At 61.1% G+C, this 18,944-nt stretch carries 19 protein-coding genes; 10 read left to right on the top strand and 9 right to left on the bottom strand.

Features of this window, described 5'->3' with window-relative positions; all coding sequences use genetic code 11:
* Positions 1-32: 32 nt before the first annotated feature.
* Positions 33-1,397, top strand: coding sequence for a hypothetical protein (locus PW792_03935; protein ID MDE1161081.1), 1,365 nt, complete (start codon positions 33-35; stop codon positions 1,395-1,397).
* Here the strand turns inward: PW792_03935 and PW792_03940 are convergent, their stop codons facing one another.
* Together PW792_03940 and PW792_03945 are read right to left on the bottom strand one after the other, a co-directional pair.
* Positions 1,398-2,132, bottom strand: a complete 735-nt coding sequence (locus tag PW792_03940) for a PIG-L family deacetylase (GenBank protein MDE1161082.1) — start codon at positions 2,130-2,132, stop codon at positions 1,398-1,400. It lies immediately after the preceding gene.
* A 46-nt stretch (positions 2,133-2,178) separates the two neighbouring features.
* Positions 2,179-2,928 carry a ribonuclease HII gene (locus tag PW792_03945; GenBank protein ID MDE1161083.1) on the bottom strand — a complete coding sequence of 250 codons (750 nt, stop codon included), beginning with the start codon at positions 2,926-2,928 and terminating at the stop codon, positions 2,179-2,181.
* A gap of 205 nt (positions 2,929-3,133) precedes the next feature.
* Between PW792_03945 and PW792_03950 the strand changes: the two genes are divergently transcribed.
* Positions 3,134-4,753 carry a hypothetical protein gene (locus PW792_03950; GenBank protein MDE1161084.1) on the top strand — a complete coding sequence of 540 codons (1,620 nt, stop codon included), beginning with the start codon at positions 3,134-3,136 and terminating at the stop codon, positions 4,751-4,753.
* A gap of 136 nt (positions 4,754-4,889) precedes the next feature.
* Positions 4,890-5,975 carry a hypothetical protein gene (locus PW792_03955; protein MDE1161085.1) on the top strand — a complete coding sequence of 362 codons (1,086 nt, stop codon included), beginning with the start codon at positions 4,890-4,892 and terminating at the stop codon, positions 5,973-5,975.
* Positions 5,976-6,058: 83 nt separating this feature from the next.
* Here PW792_03955 and rplS read toward each other — a convergent pair whose 3' ends face one another.
* The 6 genes from rplS to PW792_03985 all read right to left on the bottom strand — a co-directional run bounded on the left by rplS (position 6,059) and on the right by PW792_03985 (position 9,907).
* Positions 6,059-6,409: a 50S ribosomal protein L19 gene (gene rplS, locus PW792_03960; protein MDE1161086.1), complete on the bottom strand. Its 351-nt coding sequence runs from the start codon at positions 6,407-6,409 to the stop codon at positions 6,059-6,061.
* Between the two features lie 65 nt (positions 6,410-6,474).
* Positions 6,475-7,296 (bottom strand): tRNA (guanosine(37)-N1)-methyltransferase TrmD, encoded by an 822-nt coding sequence (trmD, locus tag PW792_03965; GenBank protein ID MDE1161087.1) that lies wholly within the window; start codon positions 7,294-7,296, stop codon positions 6,475-6,477.
* Positions 7,297-7,299: 3 nt separating this feature from the next.
* Positions 7,300-7,893: a ribosome maturation factor RimM gene (gene rimM, locus PW792_03970; GenBank protein MDE1161088.1), complete on the bottom strand. Its 594-nt coding sequence runs from the start codon at positions 7,891-7,893 to the stop codon at positions 7,300-7,302.
* A 76-nt stretch (positions 7,894-7,969) separates the two neighbouring features.
* Positions 7,970-8,227, bottom strand: a complete 258-nt coding sequence (locus tag PW792_03975; GenBank protein MDE1161089.1) for a KH domain-containing protein — start codon at positions 8,225-8,227, stop codon at positions 7,970-7,972.
* 325 nt (positions 8,228-8,552) lie between these two features.
* Positions 8,553-8,813, bottom strand: coding sequence for a 30S ribosomal protein S16 (gene rpsP, locus PW792_03980; protein MDE1161090.1), 261 nt, complete (start codon positions 8,811-8,813; stop codon positions 8,553-8,555).
* A 185-nt stretch (positions 8,814-8,998) separates the two neighbouring features.
* Positions 8,999-9,907, bottom strand: a complete 909-nt coding sequence (locus PW792_03985; GenBank protein ID MDE1161091.1) for an alpha/beta hydrolase-fold protein — start codon at positions 9,905-9,907, stop codon at positions 8,999-9,001.
* Between the two features lie 233 nt (positions 9,908-10,140).
* Here PW792_03985 and PW792_03990 point away from each other — a divergent pair, with 233 nt between their 5' ends.
* The 7 genes from PW792_03990 to cobA all read left to right on the top strand — a co-directional run bounded on the left by PW792_03990 (position 10,141) and on the right by cobA (position 16,584).
* Positions 10,141-11,127, top strand: coding sequence for a hypothetical protein (locus PW792_03990; GenBank protein ID MDE1161092.1), 987 nt, complete (start codon positions 10,141-10,143; stop codon positions 11,125-11,127).
* A gap of 279 nt (positions 11,128-11,406) precedes the next feature.
* Positions 11,407-11,772, top strand: coding sequence for a hypothetical protein (locus PW792_03995; GenBank protein ID MDE1161093.1), 366 nt, complete (start codon positions 11,407-11,409; stop codon positions 11,770-11,772).
* Between the two features lie 209 nt (positions 11,773-11,981).
* Complete coding sequence (locus PW792_04000) at positions 11,982-12,314, top strand: PilZ domain-containing protein (GenBank protein ID MDE1161094.1); 333 nt, start codon at positions 11,982-11,984, stop codon at positions 12,312-12,314.
* A 14-nt stretch (positions 12,315-12,328) separates the two neighbouring features.
* Positions 12,329-13,087 carry a response regulator transcription factor gene (locus tag PW792_04005; protein ID MDE1161095.1) on the top strand — a complete coding sequence of 253 codons (759 nt, stop codon included), beginning with the start codon at positions 12,329-12,331 and terminating at the stop codon, positions 13,085-13,087.
* A gap of 276 nt (positions 13,088-13,363) precedes the next feature.
* A complete protein-coding gene (locus PW792_04010; protein ID MDE1161096.1) occupies positions 13,364-15,097 on the top strand; it encodes a nitrite/sulfite reductase in 1,734 nt (577 codons plus the stop codon).
* Positions 15,098-15,106: 9 nt separating this feature from the next.
* Positions 15,107-15,787, top strand: a complete 681-nt coding sequence (locus PW792_04015) for a bifunctional precorrin-2 dehydrogenase/sirohydrochlorin ferrochelatase (protein MDE1161097.1) — start codon at positions 15,107-15,109, stop codon at positions 15,785-15,787.
* Positions 15,784-16,584, top strand: coding sequence for a uroporphyrinogen-III C-methyltransferase (gene cobA / locus PW792_04020; protein MDE1161098.1), 801 nt, complete (start codon positions 15,784-15,786; stop codon positions 16,582-16,584). Before PW792_04015 ends, cobA begins: the two co-directional genes overlap by 4 nt.
* A 357-nt stretch (positions 16,585-16,941) precedes the next feature.
* On the opposite strand, the gene PW792_04025 is transcribed toward cobA, so the two are convergent.
* Positions 16,942-18,816 (bottom strand): M61 family peptidase, encoded by a 1,875-nt coding sequence (locus tag PW792_04025; GenBank protein ID MDE1161099.1) that lies wholly within the window; start codon positions 18,814-18,816, stop codon positions 16,942-16,944.
* Between the last annotated feature and the right edge of the window lie 128 nt (positions 18,817-18,944).

Raw genomic sequence — 18,944 nt, forward strand, 5'->3', positions numbered from 1 at the left:
CTCTGAAATCTTTTGCACGACAAGGACAACGCATGATCGTTGACACTGCCGCTCCGCTTGAAGCGCAGCCTGTTCACTGGACTCCTCTTACGCGCTTTCTCTTTCGCTTCGCGTTTTTGTTCTTCTTCTGCTTTCTGTTTGCCTTCGGGAACGGCTCCTTGCTGGAGCTCTTTCCCGTCGTCGGTAATTGGATCAGCACGGGGATTGAGTGGCCGTTCCAGCACCTGAGCGTGTGGTTGGCCGCACACCTGTTTCATGTGCAGGGCATCGGGGCTCACTTTCATCCGACGGGCTCGGGCGACACCGCCGTGCAATGGATTCTGCAGGGTGTCTTCCTCGCCTTTGCGCTAGGCGGAGCCATTGTCTGGACGATCCTTTCGCACCTGCGCGGCAAGCGGGTCGAGTACCAGATGCTCTACGCCTGGCTGCGTTTTCTGCTGCGCCTCACCTGTGCGCTCTTCATGTTCTCCTACGGCACGGCAAAGCTCTTTCCCATGCAGATGGCGCCGCCTTCCATCGCCATTCTCAATGAGCCCGTCGGCAATCTCTCTCCGATGACGTTGCTGTGGATCAGCATCGGGCTCAACCCTTGGTACGAGATGATCTGCGGCGCTGCGGAGCTTATGGGTGGCGTGCTTCTGCTCTTCCGGCGCACGGCCCTGGCTGGAGCGTTACTCTCCGCGTTCGTGATGACGAACGTGCTGCTCTACAACCTCTTCTTTGATGTTCCGGTGAAGATCTTTGCCGCCAATCTGCTGCTGGCGTTGCTCTTCATCTGCCTGCCCGACATCAAGTCGTTGTGGGGCTTCTTCTGGAAGCATAAGCCGTCCGCTCCCACGGGCATATGGATTCCGCCGGTCCAGCGTAAGGCGTTCCGCATTACGACGCGCACCATAGAGATCGTCTACGTCGTGGCTATCCTCGTTGTCATGCCGGGGATGGAAGGCTATGGCTACATGGCGTCGGTGAAGAACGCGCACAAGCCCACCGACCTGCTCGGTGCGTGGCATATCGTCGCCACCAGCAACCCTGCCGGTGCGCTGTTGACGCCGGAGAAGCAGCCCATCACCGACCTCTACGTCGACACCGCTGTGCGTGCGTTCACGCGCGGTGTCGATGGCGAGCTCTGGCGCACGCGGCTCAACACAGATCCCACGGCGAAGACCGTCAACGTCCGTGTCTATGTGGAAGGTGGCCGTGACTACAGCTACACGATGCCGGACAGCCAGCACCTGCAGCTAATAGCCACGGCACCGAAGAGTGATCCGAAAATCAAGGCACCGGCAAAGCCGTTTGTACCCGTAACGATCATGCTCGTGCGCACACCTGTGCCGTCGCACTATCCGTTGCTGGATCGCGGCTTCCATTGGGTGAACGAGTGGGGTCTGGAGCGTTAACTAGACGTCCGCTACGCCTTCAAATAAGTCAGTGGATGGACGCGCTGGCTGCGGCACGGTTGCTGCGGCCAGCGTGTAGCGTTCTTCCCCGCCGTGCTTGGCAAAGACATCCGCCGTTGCGTGCATCACCGGAGCCTGTGAAACATGTTGGCGGAACGCCTCCTGCTTACGCTCGAAGACGTTGCGAACATCCAGCGTGCAGGTCCACGGAGCCAGCAGGGGAGCGTGGCGCTCGGGCAGCACAAAGTTGCCACTCAGGTAATACAACCGCTGCGGCTGGAAGAGGTCGCCAGCTTCGGGGTAGCGCTTCGGGTGCCCTGCCCAGTGGAACGCCGCTGTCGTTGCGGCAGAGACCGTCGTATGGTCAGCGTGCGTGTTCAGCGCGCCCTCGCCGCCGAAGGTGATGATGACGTGCGGACGGAGTGCGCGGATACGCTTGACGAGCACTTCGCCGAGTGACGAGAGCGACTCGAACTCCAGCCGGGCGTCCTGATAATCCAGCAGCTCCGCGTTCTTCACACCAAGCACCTTGCAGGACGCTTCAAACTCTGCGCGGCGCATCGCGCCCAGCTCTTTGCTGGAGCTCGCGCTGCCACGGTACGTCGCCGCCTGACCATCCGTCAGGCAGATCACCGAGGTTTCAGCGCCGCGGTCAGCGGCCAGAGCCAAAGCTCCGCCGAAAGCAAAACATTCGTCATCAGGATGTGCGCAGACGCAGAGTAGCCGAAGTGCCATAGACCTCCTATGGTAGCGCGGCAGGGAGCTCATTTCACCGCGAAAACTACGCCGGTTCGTCGCCGAAGAGAAGATCGGCAGAGTCGATCCTGTCGGCGAGCGCGGCTTCGCGATTCAGCGCCGCCACGGGAGCAAAGCTCTGCCGATGCAGCGGCGTCGGCCCATACTTTCGCAGGGCATCGCCGTGCACCCGCGTGCCATAGCCCTTGTGCGCGGCCAGCCCGTACTGCGGATAGATCAGGTCCGCCTCCCGCATCAGCGCATCGCGATGCACCTTGGCTACAACAGAAGCCGCCGCAATCGACAGGCACAACGCATCGCCGTAGTAGAGCTTCGTCTGGGCGCATGGGTGGTCGATCAGCATCGCGTCCAGAATGATGTGGTCCGGCGCGACGGCAAGCTGCTGCACGGCTCTAAGCATCGCCAGTCGCGATGCCTGATAGATGTTGATGCGGTCGATCGTCTCCGCATCGACCTCGGCGATCGCAAACGCAATCGCCTTTGCACGAATCTCTTTGTCGAGCGCCTCGCGTTGCGCTTCGTCCAACTGTTTGGAGTCCGTCAGCCCCATGCGCTGCAGATCTTCGCTGCCCTCGGGCAGAATCGCGGCCGCCGCCACAACCGGCCCATAGAGCGCTCCCCGCCCCACCTCATCCACGCCCGCAATGACTTTGTAGCCGTGGTAGCGCAGCGCCTCTTCCGGCGCGCTGGAGCACACAAGCTGCTTGAGCATCTTCTGTTTGGCCGTCGCTTTGGTCACGCCGGTCGGCTGCGGAATACGGAAAAGTGAGCCCATTGTCCAATCGTGTCAGTAGGTTGTAGTCGCGCGAGAGTGCGTTCCAACTTAAGTGTAGAGGAAGCCCCTAATCGGGTAATCTGAAGGTATCTCCCCGCAGTTTGTAAGCGAAAATGATGAAAGCTTGTAAAGAAAAATGAAGAAAGCGGAAGGGCGGCCGTTCGCGGTTGCGGCCTTCCTCCCTGTCTTCAGGATCAACATGGCGATGGCATCACAATCTCGGCGATGGAAGCGCGGCTGGTTAGCTGCAGCAGGCGTGCTGTGCGTCTCTGCCAGCGGCATCACGCACGCGCAGGACGCTCCCGCGAAGCGCATCAGCCTCCGTCCGAACGCCGACACCGCGAGCCAGCCCGCACCGTCCTCGACTCCCGCCAGCGGCAGCAGCAGCACGATCCTGCAGCAACCGGCCACTTCGCCGGGTCTCTACGCCCAGCCAGCCGCGACGTCGCAGTCCGCGCAGCCTTCTGCGGCTGCTACTTCGGCTCCAGCTTCTGCACAAGCCGCCCCTGTTTACGCGCAGGCGCCGCCGATTGCCTCTGCAGCACCTGCTACCACCTCTGCTGCGCCCGGCGCAGCTCCTGCCGCAACCCAGCGGCCGGCTCCGCCGGTCTTCCTGCAGGCAGGGCACTCCGCCGCCGCGGAAGCCGCTGCCGTAGCCACTGACTTCCCCGCGCCGTCTCCCGCGCCCCAGGCTCCTCCCGCAGCGCCTCGCCGCATCGTGCTCTTCAATCACCAGCCCGAAGCAGGCGCAACCTCTTCGTCCATCGCCGGAGCGCCCTCCATGAGCGCTGCTCCCGGGCCTGTGAAGAGCACGCCTGCACCGGCTCCTGAGCCGGAACCTGTCACCGCCGCAGCCGACGTCCCACCGCAGCCTAGCGGAGAGATTGCCGACGCTCCTGCGCCTGTACGGAAGAACTCCGGGCGGAAATCCCAGCTTAAGGCCGCAGCTCCGGTCATCGAAATCCCCGGCAAGCCTATGCTCGACGAACTTGGCGTGCAGCGTGTGGACGCCACCGGCAAGCCGATGTTCTATCCGCCGACGCTGCAACTGCGCGACGCGCACGGCAAGCCCGTCTTCAAGGGGGATAAGCCTGTCTTCCAGACCGCTGACGATCTCGGCTACGACGCACACGGTCACCGTTTGCGCGCTCCGAAGGAGTACGTCGCCCGCAAGGCCAACCTGACCCTTGAGCGCGGTGCACTCATGGTGGACGGCATCGTGGGCAAGGTGCGGCTCAACTACGACATCGGCGAACTCCACTACCTGTACATGTATGTGCCGGACACAGGCGTCGTCATCGTCTCAAACGGCCCGTTCCCCGGCGCGATCAAAGAAGCCGGTGCCTTCCGTGGAAATTCGCTGACGGTGCAGGTGGAAGAGCACACGCTGAAGGTTTCTTCGGCCAAATCTCTCATCGGCAACAAGCCGGAGGCGGCGTTTGTCGCCGTCGACCGCAGCTATATCCTGCCTCACGCCACCTTCCCGGTCTTCGGATACGGTGCGACCCGCGTAGCGCCATACGTCTGGCCGGGCAGCAAGGCGGAAGAGAAGCAGCTTGGCGTTCGCGCAGATGCCCCTGCGATTGTTGATGAGTTGAAGCCTCGCCTGCAGAGCCAGGGCTGTGAGCAGGGCGTACGCTGCTCCGACAATGGAGACGTCACCGCCGCTCCCGCCACACCTGCTCCGGAAGCGAAGCCTGCGGCGACGGCTACGCCTGCTCCAGCAGCAGGCAACAAGCCCGCAACGGCGGATCAGCCTGCGAGCACCCCGGCAACTGCTCCAGCGGCACAGACCGCAAACCCTGTAGCGACTCCGAAGCCATAACCACTTTGTGGTAGCCCCATGCCGCTGCTTTGCCTGTATTTTTCACCATATACACACCACCGGAGCGTATTCTCCGTGGCAAACCCTTATCTTGCCCGCCGCCGCTCAGTCGAAGCGTCTGCGGCCCTGGAGTTTGATGATGCCTCGTGGACCTCAGCTTTTTGTCCTGGCCGTTCTGCCTATTGCGCTGTTCGTGGTGCCTCGAGCCTACTCGCAGGCAAGCGAACCAACGCCCCCACCCGCAGCGACGGCTCCCGCCTCACCTTCTCCAACAGAGCCTGTGGCCGCCGACGCTGCCAACGCAGCAGACGCGCCGAAGGCTGAAGTGGCTCCCGTCGCTGGCAGTTTCAAGGGCCCGCTCTATGTGAAGCAAGGTAAGAAGGAAGTGTACGTTGGGCCGAAGGAGCTAATTTCCCTCACCCCAACCCCAATGCTCGACGAGGAAGGCAAGCAGCGCCTCGACCCGGACGGCAAGCCGATGTTCAACCCGCCGGTAAAGCAGCAGCGCGACAAGCACGGCAACCCGGCCTTTGAAGAGAGTGGCAAGCCGCTCTTTCAAACCGCATCCGCGCTCGGCTATGACGATAAGGGCAAGAAGATCCACTCGGAAAAGGTAAAACCGCCTAAGATGACGCCGATTTCCATCAGCCGTGGCACCTTCACGGTGGACGGCGTTGTGGGCAAGGCGGCGATGAACTACGAGATCTCCGACTTGAAGTTCATCTACCTCTACGTTCCGGGGATGGGCGTAACCGTGGTTTCCAACCACGCTTTCCCCGGCTCAAAGGAGCAGCCCAAGGCCTTCGACGGCCCTACCCTGACGGTGAAGGCCGACGACCATACGCTGCAACTCTCCAGTGATAAGCGTCTTCTGGGCAAGAACCCGGAGTCGGCGTTCGTGCTCGTCAACCGCGAGTTCCAACTGCCGTCACACTATCCCGTTGTGGGGTACGGCGAAACAACACGTTCGCCCTACACCTGGCCGGGAAGCCATGTGAATCAGCAGATCGCAGGTATCGAAGCTCCGCCCGTTCCGACCAACCTGCAGCCAACCCTGCTGATGAAAGCCTGCGAAAAGGGCGAGATGCGTATGCCCGCGCCGCCTGTGCTTCCGGGGCAGGTCGCACCGCCGCAGCCGTGCGTCTCGATCGCCAGGGCCGAGGCTGCTCGCAAGGCGCTGAGCGCATCAACCGCATCTGTTGCCGCCACGCCCGCAAAGTAACGGAAACGAACAAAGCTAAGCGGCGATCCCGAGGGATCGCCGCTTAGCTTTAGGACAGATTTCGGCAGTTGCCGAAGGGAAGTCTACGCTTTACGCGCAACTTCCTTCAGGCGGGCAGCCTTACCACGCAGAGCGCGGATGTAGAACAGCTTCGAACGGCGGACGCGGAACGAGCGAATCTTCTCGATCTTATCGACAACCTTCGAGTTGTAGGGGAAGATGCGCTCGACGCCCTGGCCGAAGCTCATCTTGCGAACTGTGAACGATCCTTGCGGTCCCTTGCGGCACGCAATGACCAGGCCTTCAAAGGCCTGCAGGCGTTCTTTTTCGCCTTCCTTGATCTTCACCTGGACGCGAATGGTGTCGCCAGGGCCAAACTCAGGAAGATCGGTGCGCTGGTGCTTCTCAGCCAGCTTCTGCATGATCGGGTTGATGGACATGATACGAATCCTTGCTTTGTAGTCGCAGGGTTTAGTCTACCACGGTTTTGAAAAAACCGTTACTCTTTGTGTCCCTCAAGCGGCAGGCGAGAGAGAAATTTTCGGTCGGTATCGGCCAGTTCAGCCTTTTCCAGCAGGTCCGGGCGGTTGCGGGCTGTCTTTTCGAGAGCCGCCTCACGCCGCCAGCGGCGAATCACGACGTGATCGCCTCCGGAGAGAGCTTCGGGGATGCTGGCTCCGGCGAGGTTCGCAGGCCGCGTATAGTGCGGATAATCCAGAAGCCCACCTGCACCGTGGGTAGAGCGGGGCACGCCGTCGACGTCGTTGCGCGTGTCTCCGGTATCGCCTTCGCCAAAGCTCTCGTAGCGGTTTGAGTCCTCGTGGCCCAGCACGCCCGGAATCAGCCGGACCGTCGAATCGATTAGGATGGCTGCTGGCAACTCGCCGCCGGTCAGCACGTAGTCGCCGATCGAAAGCTCGCGGTCGCAGAGCAGATCGGTGATGCGTTCGTCCACGCCTTCGTAGCGTCCGCAGATCAGCGTGATGCGTTCCAGCTTCGAAAGCTCACGCGCGATGCCCTGCGTGAACTTTTTGCCCGACGCCGACAGCAGAATCACCGACTCGCGACTGAGGTCACGCTCTGACTTGGGCGTGATGCCAAGCGCGGCTGCGGCTTCCAGGATCGGCTGCGCCTTCAGCACCATGCCTTCGCCGCCACCGAACGGACGGTCGTCCACCGTGCGATGGCGGTCATGCGTAAAGTAGCGAAGGTCGTGGGTGTGCGCCTCGGCCAGGCCGTTGCGCAGCGCGCGTTGCAGCACGCCGTGCGAGAAGATGTCGCGAAAGAAGTTGGGGAAGATCGTGAGAACGTCGAAACGCATGGGCTAGGCCTCCGTAAGGCCCGGAGGCAGGTTCATGCGGATGGTCTTCTCCTCCACGTCGACGCTGTCGATCCAGGCAGCGACCAGCGGTATCAGCAGCGTATCGTGCTCTTCTTCGCCATCATGGAGGGGTTGCACTTCCAGCAGCGGCGCAGCATCACCGAGCCGTGTACGCCCATCGGCGGCGACGGCAAACTGCACATCAACGATCTCGCCCACGAGTTTGCCTGCGTCGAAGAGCGTCGATCCCACGAGATCGCGCACGTACCAGGTGTCGGGCTCGAGCTCTGGCATCTCTTCGGCAGGGATGAAAACCTGCAGGCCGGATAGCGTCTCGGCGTCGTTGATGGACTCGGAGCCGGAGAGCTTCATCACGATGCGTCCGGCGTTGCGTCCGGTGGGGAAGAAGTGCGACTCCAGCTTGCGCGGGCTCGCGAATACGATGGCAGATTCTTCCTTGGCCAGCCAGATTTCGCGGCCCTCGGCAAACATCTCGTCGAGGTCCGTCAGTGGTTCGGCAAGTACTTCACCGCGACGTCCCTGGGGGCGTAGAAGCTCGGCAATCGCAATCCATTTTGTTTCAGCGGTGTCGGTCACAGTATGCAGTGTAAGGAAAAGCCCTCGCAGTATGCGAGGGCTTTGATAGAAGGTCTTCTTTCGAAGGAGGTTACGGTTATTCGGCTGCTGCCGCCATGTCATCAGCTTCAACAATATCCAGCGCATAACGGTGCTGAAGCTTCATGCTGGCTGCGGAAAGGATGGTTCGCAGTGAACGGGCCGTACGACCCTGTTTTCCAATGACTTTGCCTACGTCATTCGGTGAAACGAACAAGCGCAGAACCGTGGCATCGTTTTCTTCGAGCACTTCAATCCGAACCGCGTCGGAGTCATCGACAAGAGCACGAGCAACTTCCGTCATCAATGCTTTCATTTCGTTGACTCCATTCACGTTCGGAGTATCTCCAACTTCACTCACTCAGACACCTCTGAAGGGGATCGCACCCTTTCGCTTCATTTTCCCAAAATGGGAATCTTTTGGCGAACAACAGAAAGTTTTCAGCTTCCCGGGTGCTGCATGTCCGCCGACGATTTCCAGTTTTAGATGCTCAAGCGAGAGGATCGTATGTCTGGTGGGCCCGAGGAGAACAATGCTTTCAAAAAGGAGAATACGCGAGGAAAACGTGAATGGGTGGAACTCTTTGGGCACAAAGGCCGCATTACGAGTCACCACCCATTGATTACGTTCGGAAGTTACTTTAGGCTACAGCGGTTTCAGTTGCCGGAGCTGCAGGCTGGTAGTTCTTCGCCAGCTTGGCAACGATCTCCGACATCTGTGCGCCCTTCTCGGTCCAGTAGGCGAGACGGTCGGTCTTGAGCAGTACTGACGCGGGTTCGGTGCGGGGGTTGTAGGTGCCGACCACTTCGATCGAACGGCCATTGCGGGCACGATCCTTCTCGATTACGACGACGCGATAGTGCGGCTGCTTACGGGCGCCAACGCGCGCCAGGCGGATCATCAACACAGGGAAATTCCTCTCAAAGTACAAAACTTTTGTTGTTCAGGGTGACTGCCGCGCCGTGGAATCAGAGTCAACACGGCGGACGGACGCTATGTTCCGAACGATTTATTATCCCCGATTTTCGGCCTGGAGGCAAGAAAATACGCAATTTTGCGGTGTGTTTCCGCGTGTTTTGAAACGATTTAATGCGCGGGGAAGAGGAACGCCAGCACCTGTCCGAAGCGGTCGGCCCAGGCATCTTCGTTATGAACGGCGTCTGGGAAGCGGGTGTAGGAGAGTTCCTGGCCGGGGAGCCAGCCCCGGGTGGAGAGGCGGCGGGCGAGGACATCGCAGTCGCGGAGGTGGCGCAAACCTTCGGCGGTTCCCATGTCGAGCCAGATGCGGGCGCGAGGCGGGGTGGGTTCGGCGGGAGGGTTGCTCGCGAAGCGGGGGATCGAGAAGCGGCGGGGGGCGCCGATGGTGTGCAGGATGGAGCGGTGGTCCCACCAGACGCTGGGGGAGAGGACGGCGAGTTTGCCGAAGACGTTGGGATACTGCAGGCCAAGGAAGAGAGAGAGCAGGCCGCCGAGGGAGGAGCCGCCGAGCGCGGTGTTGGGTGCGTCGCGGAGGGTGCGGAGGGTGGTGTCAAGGATGGGCTTGAGTTCGTCGACGATCATGCGACCGTAGAGGGGGCCTTCGCCGCCACCGTACTCGGGGTCGCGGGTGGGGGTGTACTCGGCCATGCGGCGGTCGCCGGCATTGTCGACGCCAACGAGGATGATGGGTTCGATGCGGCCTTCGGCGGTAAGGCGGTCGGCGGTGAGGTGCGCGCGCCAGGTGTGGCCGGGCATGTAGCTGGTGCGGCCGTCGAAGAGATTCTGTCCGTCGTGGAGGTAGAAGACAGGGAAGTTGCGTGTGGGGTCGGAGAGATACGCCTCGGGGAGATAGATGCGAACGTCGCGTGTATCGGTGAGGTAGCGTGAGGCGAAGCCGCGAAGGATGCGGTAGCGGGGATTCTCGTCGAGAGCGTACTGATCGGTGTCGGCAGCGTGGTGCGGGCTGTCGAGAGGTGCGCCTTCGAAGGGCAGCGTTCCGAGATTCAATGTATGCAAGGGATTCACTGCAGGGAAGACGCAACCTTGTACCGCGGCGTTGGGTCAGAGTAACAGAGGGAGATGAGGGGGAGGGGGTAGTTCCCGCTTCGGGGCAGGCGGATGGTTGGCCAGGAGAGGGACGCTTCGACGCTGAGGGCGCCAAGGTTCGCGAAGGGATTTGTTGGCAGAGATTTGTTGGTGGCATAGGGCTTCGTCGTTTGTGAGTTCGCCGGGCTTGGAATGAGGTGGGTTTGAAGAAGATTGGTGTTTTGTTTGGGATGGAGAATACGTTTCCTGGAGCGCTGGTCGAGCGGATCAACTCGCTTGCGGCCGATCTTGCCGGGGAAGACATTCGGGCTGAGTTTGTGAAGCTGGGTGCGGTGGAGATGGCGAAGCCCTGTGGCTATGCCGTGATCGTTGACCGTATCTCGCATGACATGCCGTTCTACCGGTCGTATCTGAAGAACGCGGTGTTGACCGGGACGTATGTGATCAACAACCCGTTCTGGTGGAGCGCGGACGATAAGTTTTTCAACTACTGCCTGGCGGAGAAGGCGGGTGTGGCCGTGCCGAGGACGGTGCTGCTGCCGCATAAGGAGTATCCGCCGCAGATGAATGAGCAGTCGGTGAGGAACCTGGAGTATCCGCTGGATTGGGACGCGATCTTTGAGTATGTGAGGTTTCCTGCGTTCCTGAAGCCGCATGACGGCGGGGGATGGCGGGATGTGTTTCCTGTTCATGATCGCGCGGAGTTCTTTGCCGCCTATGACCAGACGCGCGATATGACGATGACGCTGCAGGCGGCGGTGGGTTTCAAGGAGTACTTCCGCTGCTATGTGGTGGGGCGGGAGGATGTGCTGGTGATGCCGTACGATCCTCGTCAGCCGCATGAGAACCGTTACGTGCTTGATCCGCCGGAGTATGACGCGGCGTTGCTGGCGCGGGTGGAGAAAGACGCGCTGACGCTTTGCCGGGCGTTGGGGTATGACCTGAACACGGTGGAGTTTGGCGTGGAAGATGGTGTGCCGTATGCGATCGACTTTATGAACCCGGCTCCGGATGCGGATCGCGATTCGGTGGGGGAGAAGAACTTTGAGTGGATCGTAGAGAAGATGGCGAGGCTGGCGATTCGGAAGGCGGTGGAAGGGCCTCCGGTGGGGGTGTTGCATTGGGAAGCGCTGCTGGCTGGTGGTGGTCGTGGTGAGGTGAAGGGAAAGCCCCGACGCAAAGGGCGCTGAGGGTTTGTGTGGCGGAACGGGTGGGAGTGGCTGTTCGAGCGACAAGCTGGAGCCTCGCTTTGCGAGTGGATGACAATTTTGTACGGGTGGGACTGTGGTGTTGAGAGAGAATGGTGCCTTCGCGGGCTTCTGTTGAGGGGCTGCGCATCGAGTTGAGGGGGGCGCATTGAGTTGCGCACATTGAGGCTCTGCACGTTGAGTTGCTGAGCATTAAGTAGCTCATTTCGTTGCACATTAGGTTGCTGGGCAAGAAGTTGCTGGACAAGAGTTCTTGGGCAGGTGTTTAAGCGGGAGGGTGTTTTGGCCGAAGAGATGGAAGAGGTTGTGACGGAAGGGACGCGAGAGGTCGTTGATCTTGTCGCGTTTGCTCCGGAGGGGAATGTCGTTCTTGGGATGGTGGATACGCTGCCCTGGGGCGATGAGGCGCGGATTCTGGCGCTGCAGGAGCGGGTGAATGTGTACCTGGCGTACTGGGATTCAGGGCAGTTGGCGGCTGATTTTCCGGAGTCGGCGTGGAAGCCGGTAGAGATTCTGCTGTATCTGAGCGTGGAGCCGGATGCCGAGGGAGAAGAGTTTCTGGAGAAGCTGGTGAATGGGGTGAAGCCGCTGGGTGTGGGGTTTCGATGGCAAATGCTGGAGGGATAGAGCTGTTTCGAGGCGAGAAGCGTTTCGTTGTAGTTACTTTGAGCGTTTGTTGCAAAGTGTGAGCGTAGGCTGCTTTCCTGCGTCAAATGAAACAGATTGGTAGGTAGCCGTGGCACAAAACGGGTATGGCTAATCCCCCGGGAGACTACAATAAAGTTACTTTCGGGGTCTGGTAGCGGAGTTTACTGCCGGGCTGGGTAAGGAGCGCTGTGATCGCCACAGATAAGACGAGCAATGAACCGGTTCGCGCTTCCGTACGCTTTCCCCTGCATCTTGCAGTCACGCTGCATACCGAGGAAAGAGATTACGAAGCAACAACGGTAGATGTGTCGGCGAACGGCGTGCTGTTTGCAGGAATGGATCTTCCGCCGGTAGATACGCGTGTGACGTTTCGCATGACAATGCCGGCAGCAGTGATGGGCGGTCGTGAAGACGTCGTTGTGCATTGCGTTGGGCGCATCGTACGTCATAGCAAGGACGATGGAAACGAGACTGCCGCTGCAGTGATCGACGAATACTCTCTGAAGGCTGAGCATGTATGAGCGTTGAAGATGAAATGAAGATCGCGTTGTCGGGCCCGCGCAATGAGGACGGGACAGGCGAGGAGCATGGGATCCGCGTGATCCTAGCGGACTCGCAGGCTATTTACCGCGTAGGTATGCGCAAGATTTTTGCGCTTGAAGACGACATCCGCGTGGTGGCCCAGGCTGAAACGCTGGAGAACCTTTACGCCGCGATGCACCGGTTCCCGTCGGATGTGGTGCTGCTCGAAGGGCAGTTGATTGCGGGCACGATTGATGCGATTCCTCAGCTGGTGAAGCGTGCCCCCGATGCCAAGCTTATTGTGCAGGTGACGGACAACGACGAAGGCAACACGGTGGAGCTTTATCGCCGGGGTGTGCGCGGCGTGGTGCCGCGGTCGATTTCGCCGGACCTGCTGATCAAGTGCGTGCGCAAGATTGCGGCGGGCGAGACGTGGATCGACAACCAGTCGATCTCCTGGGTGATTGATGCGTACCGCGCACAGGCGCAGGCGTTGACGAACCCGAAGACGCAGCCGAAGCTGAGCGAGAAGGAGCTTGCGATCATTGCGTGCATTACGCGCGGGATGAGGAACAAGGAGATTGCTTACCAGATCGGTACAACGGAGCAGGTGATCAAAAACTACCTGCGGAAGGTGTACGACAAGCTGGGTGTGAGCGATCGTCTGGAACTAGCGCTGTACTGCCTGCATCATCAGATTCTGCGCAATGAGACGCAGGCTGCGGAGCTGGCGTATGTGGATCCGGGAATGCCTCTGCGGGCAAAGCTTTAGGGCAGACATTAGACGGGTAGACAGTAGATATTAGAAGTTGTTGTGGGCGCGGCTTTCGCCGCGCCCATTCCTTTGGTGCGAGACCGGGTGTAGTAAACTTGAGCCCATGCATAGCGAACAGTTCAACTCGTGTTGTTCGCGCCTCGGGGATTGAGGCGGTGCTGGCGCATGTTTGTAAAGCGCCGGACAAAGCAAACTCAACCCTGAGCGCCCACGAAAAGTTCGTGGGCCTTTGATTTTTAGCAACAAACTTTTTGCAGTAAACGGAGATACACCTTGGCTGATGGAAACGAGAGCGCAGCGGCGCCCGTAGTGGTGAAGGAAACGAAGGCGCAGAAGGTCGAACGGCTGAAGCGCGAGAAGAACCCGTGGGAGAGCTGGAGCGACGTCGAAGGCTACGCGAAGGCGGGCCGCGAGAGTGTGGCTGCCGAGTGGAGCGGGATGTACTTCAAGTGGTGGGGCATCTACACGCAGGGTGATGGCGTGGGTGTGACCGGCGGCACGGGTGGCGAAGGCAAAGTGAGCGACTACTTCATGATGCGCATCGGCATCGTGAACGGAAAGCTGACAACGTCGCAGATGCGCGAGATCGCCGACATCACGGCGAAGTATGCGCGCGGTATCGCGGACGTGACGACGCGCCAGTGCATCCAGTTGCATTGGCTGACGATTGAGTCGCTGCCGGAGATTGTGGACCGGTTGACGGCGATTGGTCTGTCGCCGAAGGGCGCTTGCGGCGATGTGGTTCGCAACGTGACCGGCTGCCCGCTGGCGGGGATCGACAAGCATGAGCTGCTGGATGCGTCACCGCTGGCGAAGAAGATTTCAGCGGAGCTGACGGGTAATCCTGAGTTCGTGAACCTGCCGCGTAAGTTCAAGGTGACGGTTTCGGGCTGCCCGATCTGGTGCTCGTATCCGGAGATCAACGATGTGGCGCTGACGGCGCTGAAGCGTGTGAAGGACGGCAAGGAAGAGATTGGCTACTCGCTGCGCATTGGCGGTGGTCTGTCGACGGAGCCGCACATCTCGGTGCGCATGAACGCGTTCATCCCGCAGGACAAGGCGTATGAGGCGGTGAAGGCTGTTTGCGAGATCTATCGTGAGCAGGATGTGCTGCGCGAGAACCGTGGACGCGCCCGCATCAAGTACCTCTTCATGAAGCATGGCTGGACGGCAGAGTCGATGCTGGCGGCGATTGAAGAGCGTATGGGGTACAAGTTTGACGCGTGCCCGGAGGGCCCGGCGTCGGGGGATGTGCATCGCGACCATGTGGGCGTGAATCCGCAGAAGGAAGCGGGGCTGAACTCGGTGGGCGTGACGGTGATCAACGGTCGCATGAATCCGCAGCAGATGCTGACGCTGGCGGAGCTGGCGGAGCAGTATGGCTCGGGCGAGTTGCGGACGACGATCGGCCAGAACATGATCCTGGTGAATGTACCGAGCGCGAGCGTGCAGGCTGTGGTCGAAGGCGTGAACGAGTTGGGCTTCCAGGTGGAGCCGACGTCGTTCTTCCGCGGCGCGGTGGCGTGCACGGGCACGGAGTTCTGCAAGCTGGCGATCACGGAGACGAAGGCGTTCAACAAGTGGCTGGTGAGCGAGTTGGAAGAGCGTTTGCCGGAGTTTGATCAGCAGTTCCGCCTGCATGTGACGGGCTGCACGAACTCGTGCGGACAGGGTTGGATTGCGGACATCGGTCTCGAAGGCAAGAAGATGAAGGTGGATGGCGTGATGGTTGACGCGTTCTACTTCATGGTCGGCGGCAGCGTGGGCGGCGAGTATGCCGGCATCGCGCGGCAGATCGGCTACCGCGCTGCGGCGACGGATTGCCCGGAGGCGATTGAGCGCTTGCTGCGTGGCTATCTGAAGGGCCGCGGCGAGGGTGAGTCGTTGCGCAGCTACTTCCGACGGACGAGCGATGATGATTTGCGCGCGCAGTTGAATGGTGCGGAGATCGAAGCGATTGAGCGCGATATGACCAAGGTTGGTACTGGTCACGCGCCGGACGCGTAAGGAATAACGATGAGCCTGTTTCCTATGTTTCTGAAGCTCACGGCAAAGCCCTGCGTCGTTATCGGCGCGGGGAAGATCGCGGAGTCGAAGATTGAAAGCATGTTGCAAGCGGAGGCTTCCGTGCGCGTGATCGCGCCGGAGGCCCTGCCGCGTGTGCAGGAGTGGGCGGAGGCAGGCGAGATCGTCTGGGAGCAGCGGGAGTATCGCGAGGGAGACCTCGACGGCGCGTTTCTGTGTGTTGCAGGAACGGCGACGGCGGAGGTGAATCGCGCGGTGTTTCACGAGGCTTCGGCGAAGGGCGTGTTGTGCAATGCGGTGGATGATCCGCCGTTCTGCGACTTCTACTTCCCGTCGATTGTGAAGCGGGGCGAGTTGCAGATTGCGATCTCTACTGCAGGTGAGTCGCCTGCGTTGGCGATGCGTTTGCGCAAGGAGCTGAATGCGGCGCTGCCGCTGGATCTCGGCGAGTGGCTGATGGAGCTTGGTCGTCTGCGGCGTGAAGTGACGGCCGTGGAGCCGATTGGCGAGCCACGAAAGAATCTGCTGCATGAGCTGGCGAGCCGCGAGGTTTGCGGCTTTGCGGCGTGCCCTTCGCGGGCGCGGGCGCAGCAGCACATGCGCGAGCAAGGGTTTCTGAAGGACGATGGCGGCGATGGGAACCTGGAAGCGCCGGAGGAGTCTGTACTGTGAGGACCTCTGCGCAAAAGGGAGTGGTGTATCTCGTCGGTGCGGGGCCGGGTGATCCGGAGCTGCTGACGGTGAAGGCGCTGCGTTTGCTGGAGACGGCGGATGTGGTGTTTCACGATGACCTGGTGCCGGATGCGGTGTTGGCTCTGGTGAACGAGCGGGCGCTGGTGACGAGTGTGGGCAAGCGTTGCGGGCGGCCTCGGATTACGCAGGCGGGGATTCATCTGTTGCTGGTGGAGTCGGCGCGGGCAGGGCAGAGCGTGGTGCGGCTGAAGTCGGGCGATCCGCTGGTCTTTGGGCGTGCTGGCGAAGAGATTGCCGCGCTGCGGAGTGCAGGGATTGCTTTTGAGGTGGTGCCGGGAGTGACGGCGGCTTTGGCTGCAGGAGCTTCGCTGGCGTTGCCGCTGACTGATCGTAAGAGCGCGTCGAAGCTGGTGTTTGCTACGGGGCATCATGCGGATGGTAAGGACGCTGCGCCGGTGTGGGCGGGGCCTCTGCCTGAGGATGCGACGCTGGTGCTTTACATGCCGGGGCGCGATACCGTGCGGATTGCTTCGGAGTTGCAGGCTGCGGGTGTGGCTGCGGATGTGCCTTGCGCCGCGGTGAGCCATGCGGCGCGGCCGGAGCAGACGTTTGTGGCTTGCCGGTTGGAGGAGCTGGATGCGCTGGTGTGTGGGCCGGCTCCGGTGATGCTGATGGTCGGGCGGGCGATGGAGCCTTTGCTGGCAGCCGAGGGTGAGTCGGTGGTGTCGCCGGTGGAGGAAGTTGTGGCGGCCTTGGGCGAGAAGCGGGAACGCTGACTTTCGCGGCTGTGTGGGGGAGAGCCTCGACGCAGAGGGCGCGAAGGACGCTGAGGGTACGCAAAGGTGTTTGTGGTGTTGTGGTGCCTGTGGCTCGCTGAGAGAAGTGCTTGAACGCGAAGTTCGCTAAGTTTAAGCGCGAAGTACGCGAAGGGATGTCCTGGCTGATGTCATGATGCCCTGACTGTATCGTGATCTCTCTGGCTGATGTTCTGGCTGATAGAGATTGGCTGACAACGCCGGGGTGGCAAAGATAGGCTGACAACGCTAGCGGGCCCGGAGATCATCTCCGGGCCCGCTAGCGTTATTGCTTTTACTGTTTCTTGTCTAACGTCTAATCGTCTAACGTCTGCCGGGTTACCTGGTGGCAGGGGCTTTGGTGAGGGGTGTGGTGATGTCGTCGAGGAGGTCTTTCTTCGAGTCATCACGCACCAGGGAGGGGTAGCGTTCGCCGTCGTGGTAGTCGATGGTGGCGGGGTGGATGAAGCCCTGGCTTTCGATCAGGAGCTGGATCGGAGCCGAGTTGCCCTTGGCCGCATCGATGGCGGAGATCAGCGCGTCAGCGTCGAAGACCTTGCCGTTGACGGCTACGATGCGCTGGCCGGGAGCGAGCTTGGCCTTGTCGGAAGGGCCGCCCCAGCGAACGTCGCCGATGCTGCCGTCCTTCTTGACGGTGAGGCCGACGGAGTACCAGAAGCTGGGACCGCCGCGGAGGCCGGTGAAGCTCTTGTCGGTGGGGTTGGGCTTGTCAGTGAAGACGAGCTTGTAACCGCCGCGCTCGATGCCTGCGAGGTCAGCGTGCGGGTTGATGAGGTCGACGCGGTCGTGGAGGAACTTCGCCCAGTCGTACTTCACCACCTCGTTGAGGTCGGTGATGATCTCTGCGCGGTTGTAAGGGACGATGAGCGGGCCGGTGTTGCCGCCCTTGGCGAGGAAGATCTGCAGGAAGTCGGTGAGGGACTTCTTGTTGTTGGTCATTTCGCGAATGAGGGTGTCGGCGTCGAGCCAGAGGAGCTCGCCTTCCTGGTAGTAGTCCTGTCCGCGACGGTAGTTGGCCCAGGTGGCGTCGCGTCCGCGAAGGATGCTGGCCGCGATGGCGGTGTCGTCGGTGGAGCGCCAGGTGCGGCCGGACTTGTACTCCAGGTTCGCGGCGGACATGGCGAGCATGTCGCGGTACTGCGACTGGTTCTTGAGGCCGGAGCGTGTGGCGAGGACGTTGCCGAGGTACTGCGTCATGCCTTCGTAGACCCAGAGGAGTTCGCCCTGCTGCATTGTGGCGAAGTCAGGCTGGTAGAGCTTGTCGGGGCGGCGATACTTGCCATTCCAGGAGTGAGTGAACTCGTGGGCGAGCAGGTCGGCTTCCATGATCTTCATGACGGGGTTGGCGAAGCCCTTTTCGCCGATGCCGTTGTCGGAGGACTGGCCGTGTTCGAGGCCTTCACCGCCTGCGACGTCCGAGAGCGTGAGCAGGAAGTGGTAGTCGTTGTAGTGGTGCGAGTTGTAGGCGGTGGTGGCTTCGCGGACGAGGTTGGCGATCTCAGAGAGCGTAGCGGGGTTCAGCTTCGAGTCTTCGGGGGAGTCCGAGGCGACGTCGATGAAGTGCGCGGGCTTGACGTCGGGGGCGAGGGCGAACTCGTGGAAGTACTCGCCGGCGAGGACGGGGGAGTCCTCAAGCTGCTCGACGGTGGTGGGCTTGAACTCGATGGTGCCGCCGGGCCTGGTGTTGGGGTCGTAAGGCTTGACGGGTACGAGCGCGGTGCCGACGCCCCAGCCTGCGGGGACGATCACGGTGGGCTGGATGGCGATGTCGCGGACGGGGATGTGCGCGGGGTAGAGCAGGAGCTTTTCCCACTCGAGCATGGCGAGGTGGTCGGAGAGATGGTCGCCTTCGATGCAGTCGAGGTGGGCGTGAACGCTGGTGACTCCGGCGGGAACGTCGACGTGGAACTCGTAGAGATCGGTGTCGTCACGACGCCAGGCGAGGGTCTTGCCGTTGGCGGTAAAGACGACACCGACGATGTTCTGCACGGGGCCGGTGGCGCGGTGGTTGCCGGGGATCCAGGCGGGAGTGGTGAAGGTGTTGGGGCCGGGCTTGACGGGGAGGTCTACCTCGGCGTGATACAGGCGGCGCGGAGCGTCGGTGAAATCAGCCGTGATGCGAATGGGTTGCTGCGCGAAGGCGGGTGCGGCAGCGAGAGCAAGAGAGGCAAAGACAAGCGAGCGGCGTTGCATCGTGGGTGAGGGCTCCTCCGGGAAAACTGCGTTGCGGCAGCGTTACAGACAGGATAGAGCGTAGTGGGCAGAGTGTAGAGGGTAGAGGTGTGTTTTTGTCGTGAGGAGATGGATAGTCCTGACCCTTT

The organism is Acidobacteriaceae bacterium, assembly GCA_028283655.1.
GTDB lineage: Bacteria > Acidobacteriota > Terriglobia > Terriglobales > Acidobacteriaceae > Granulicella.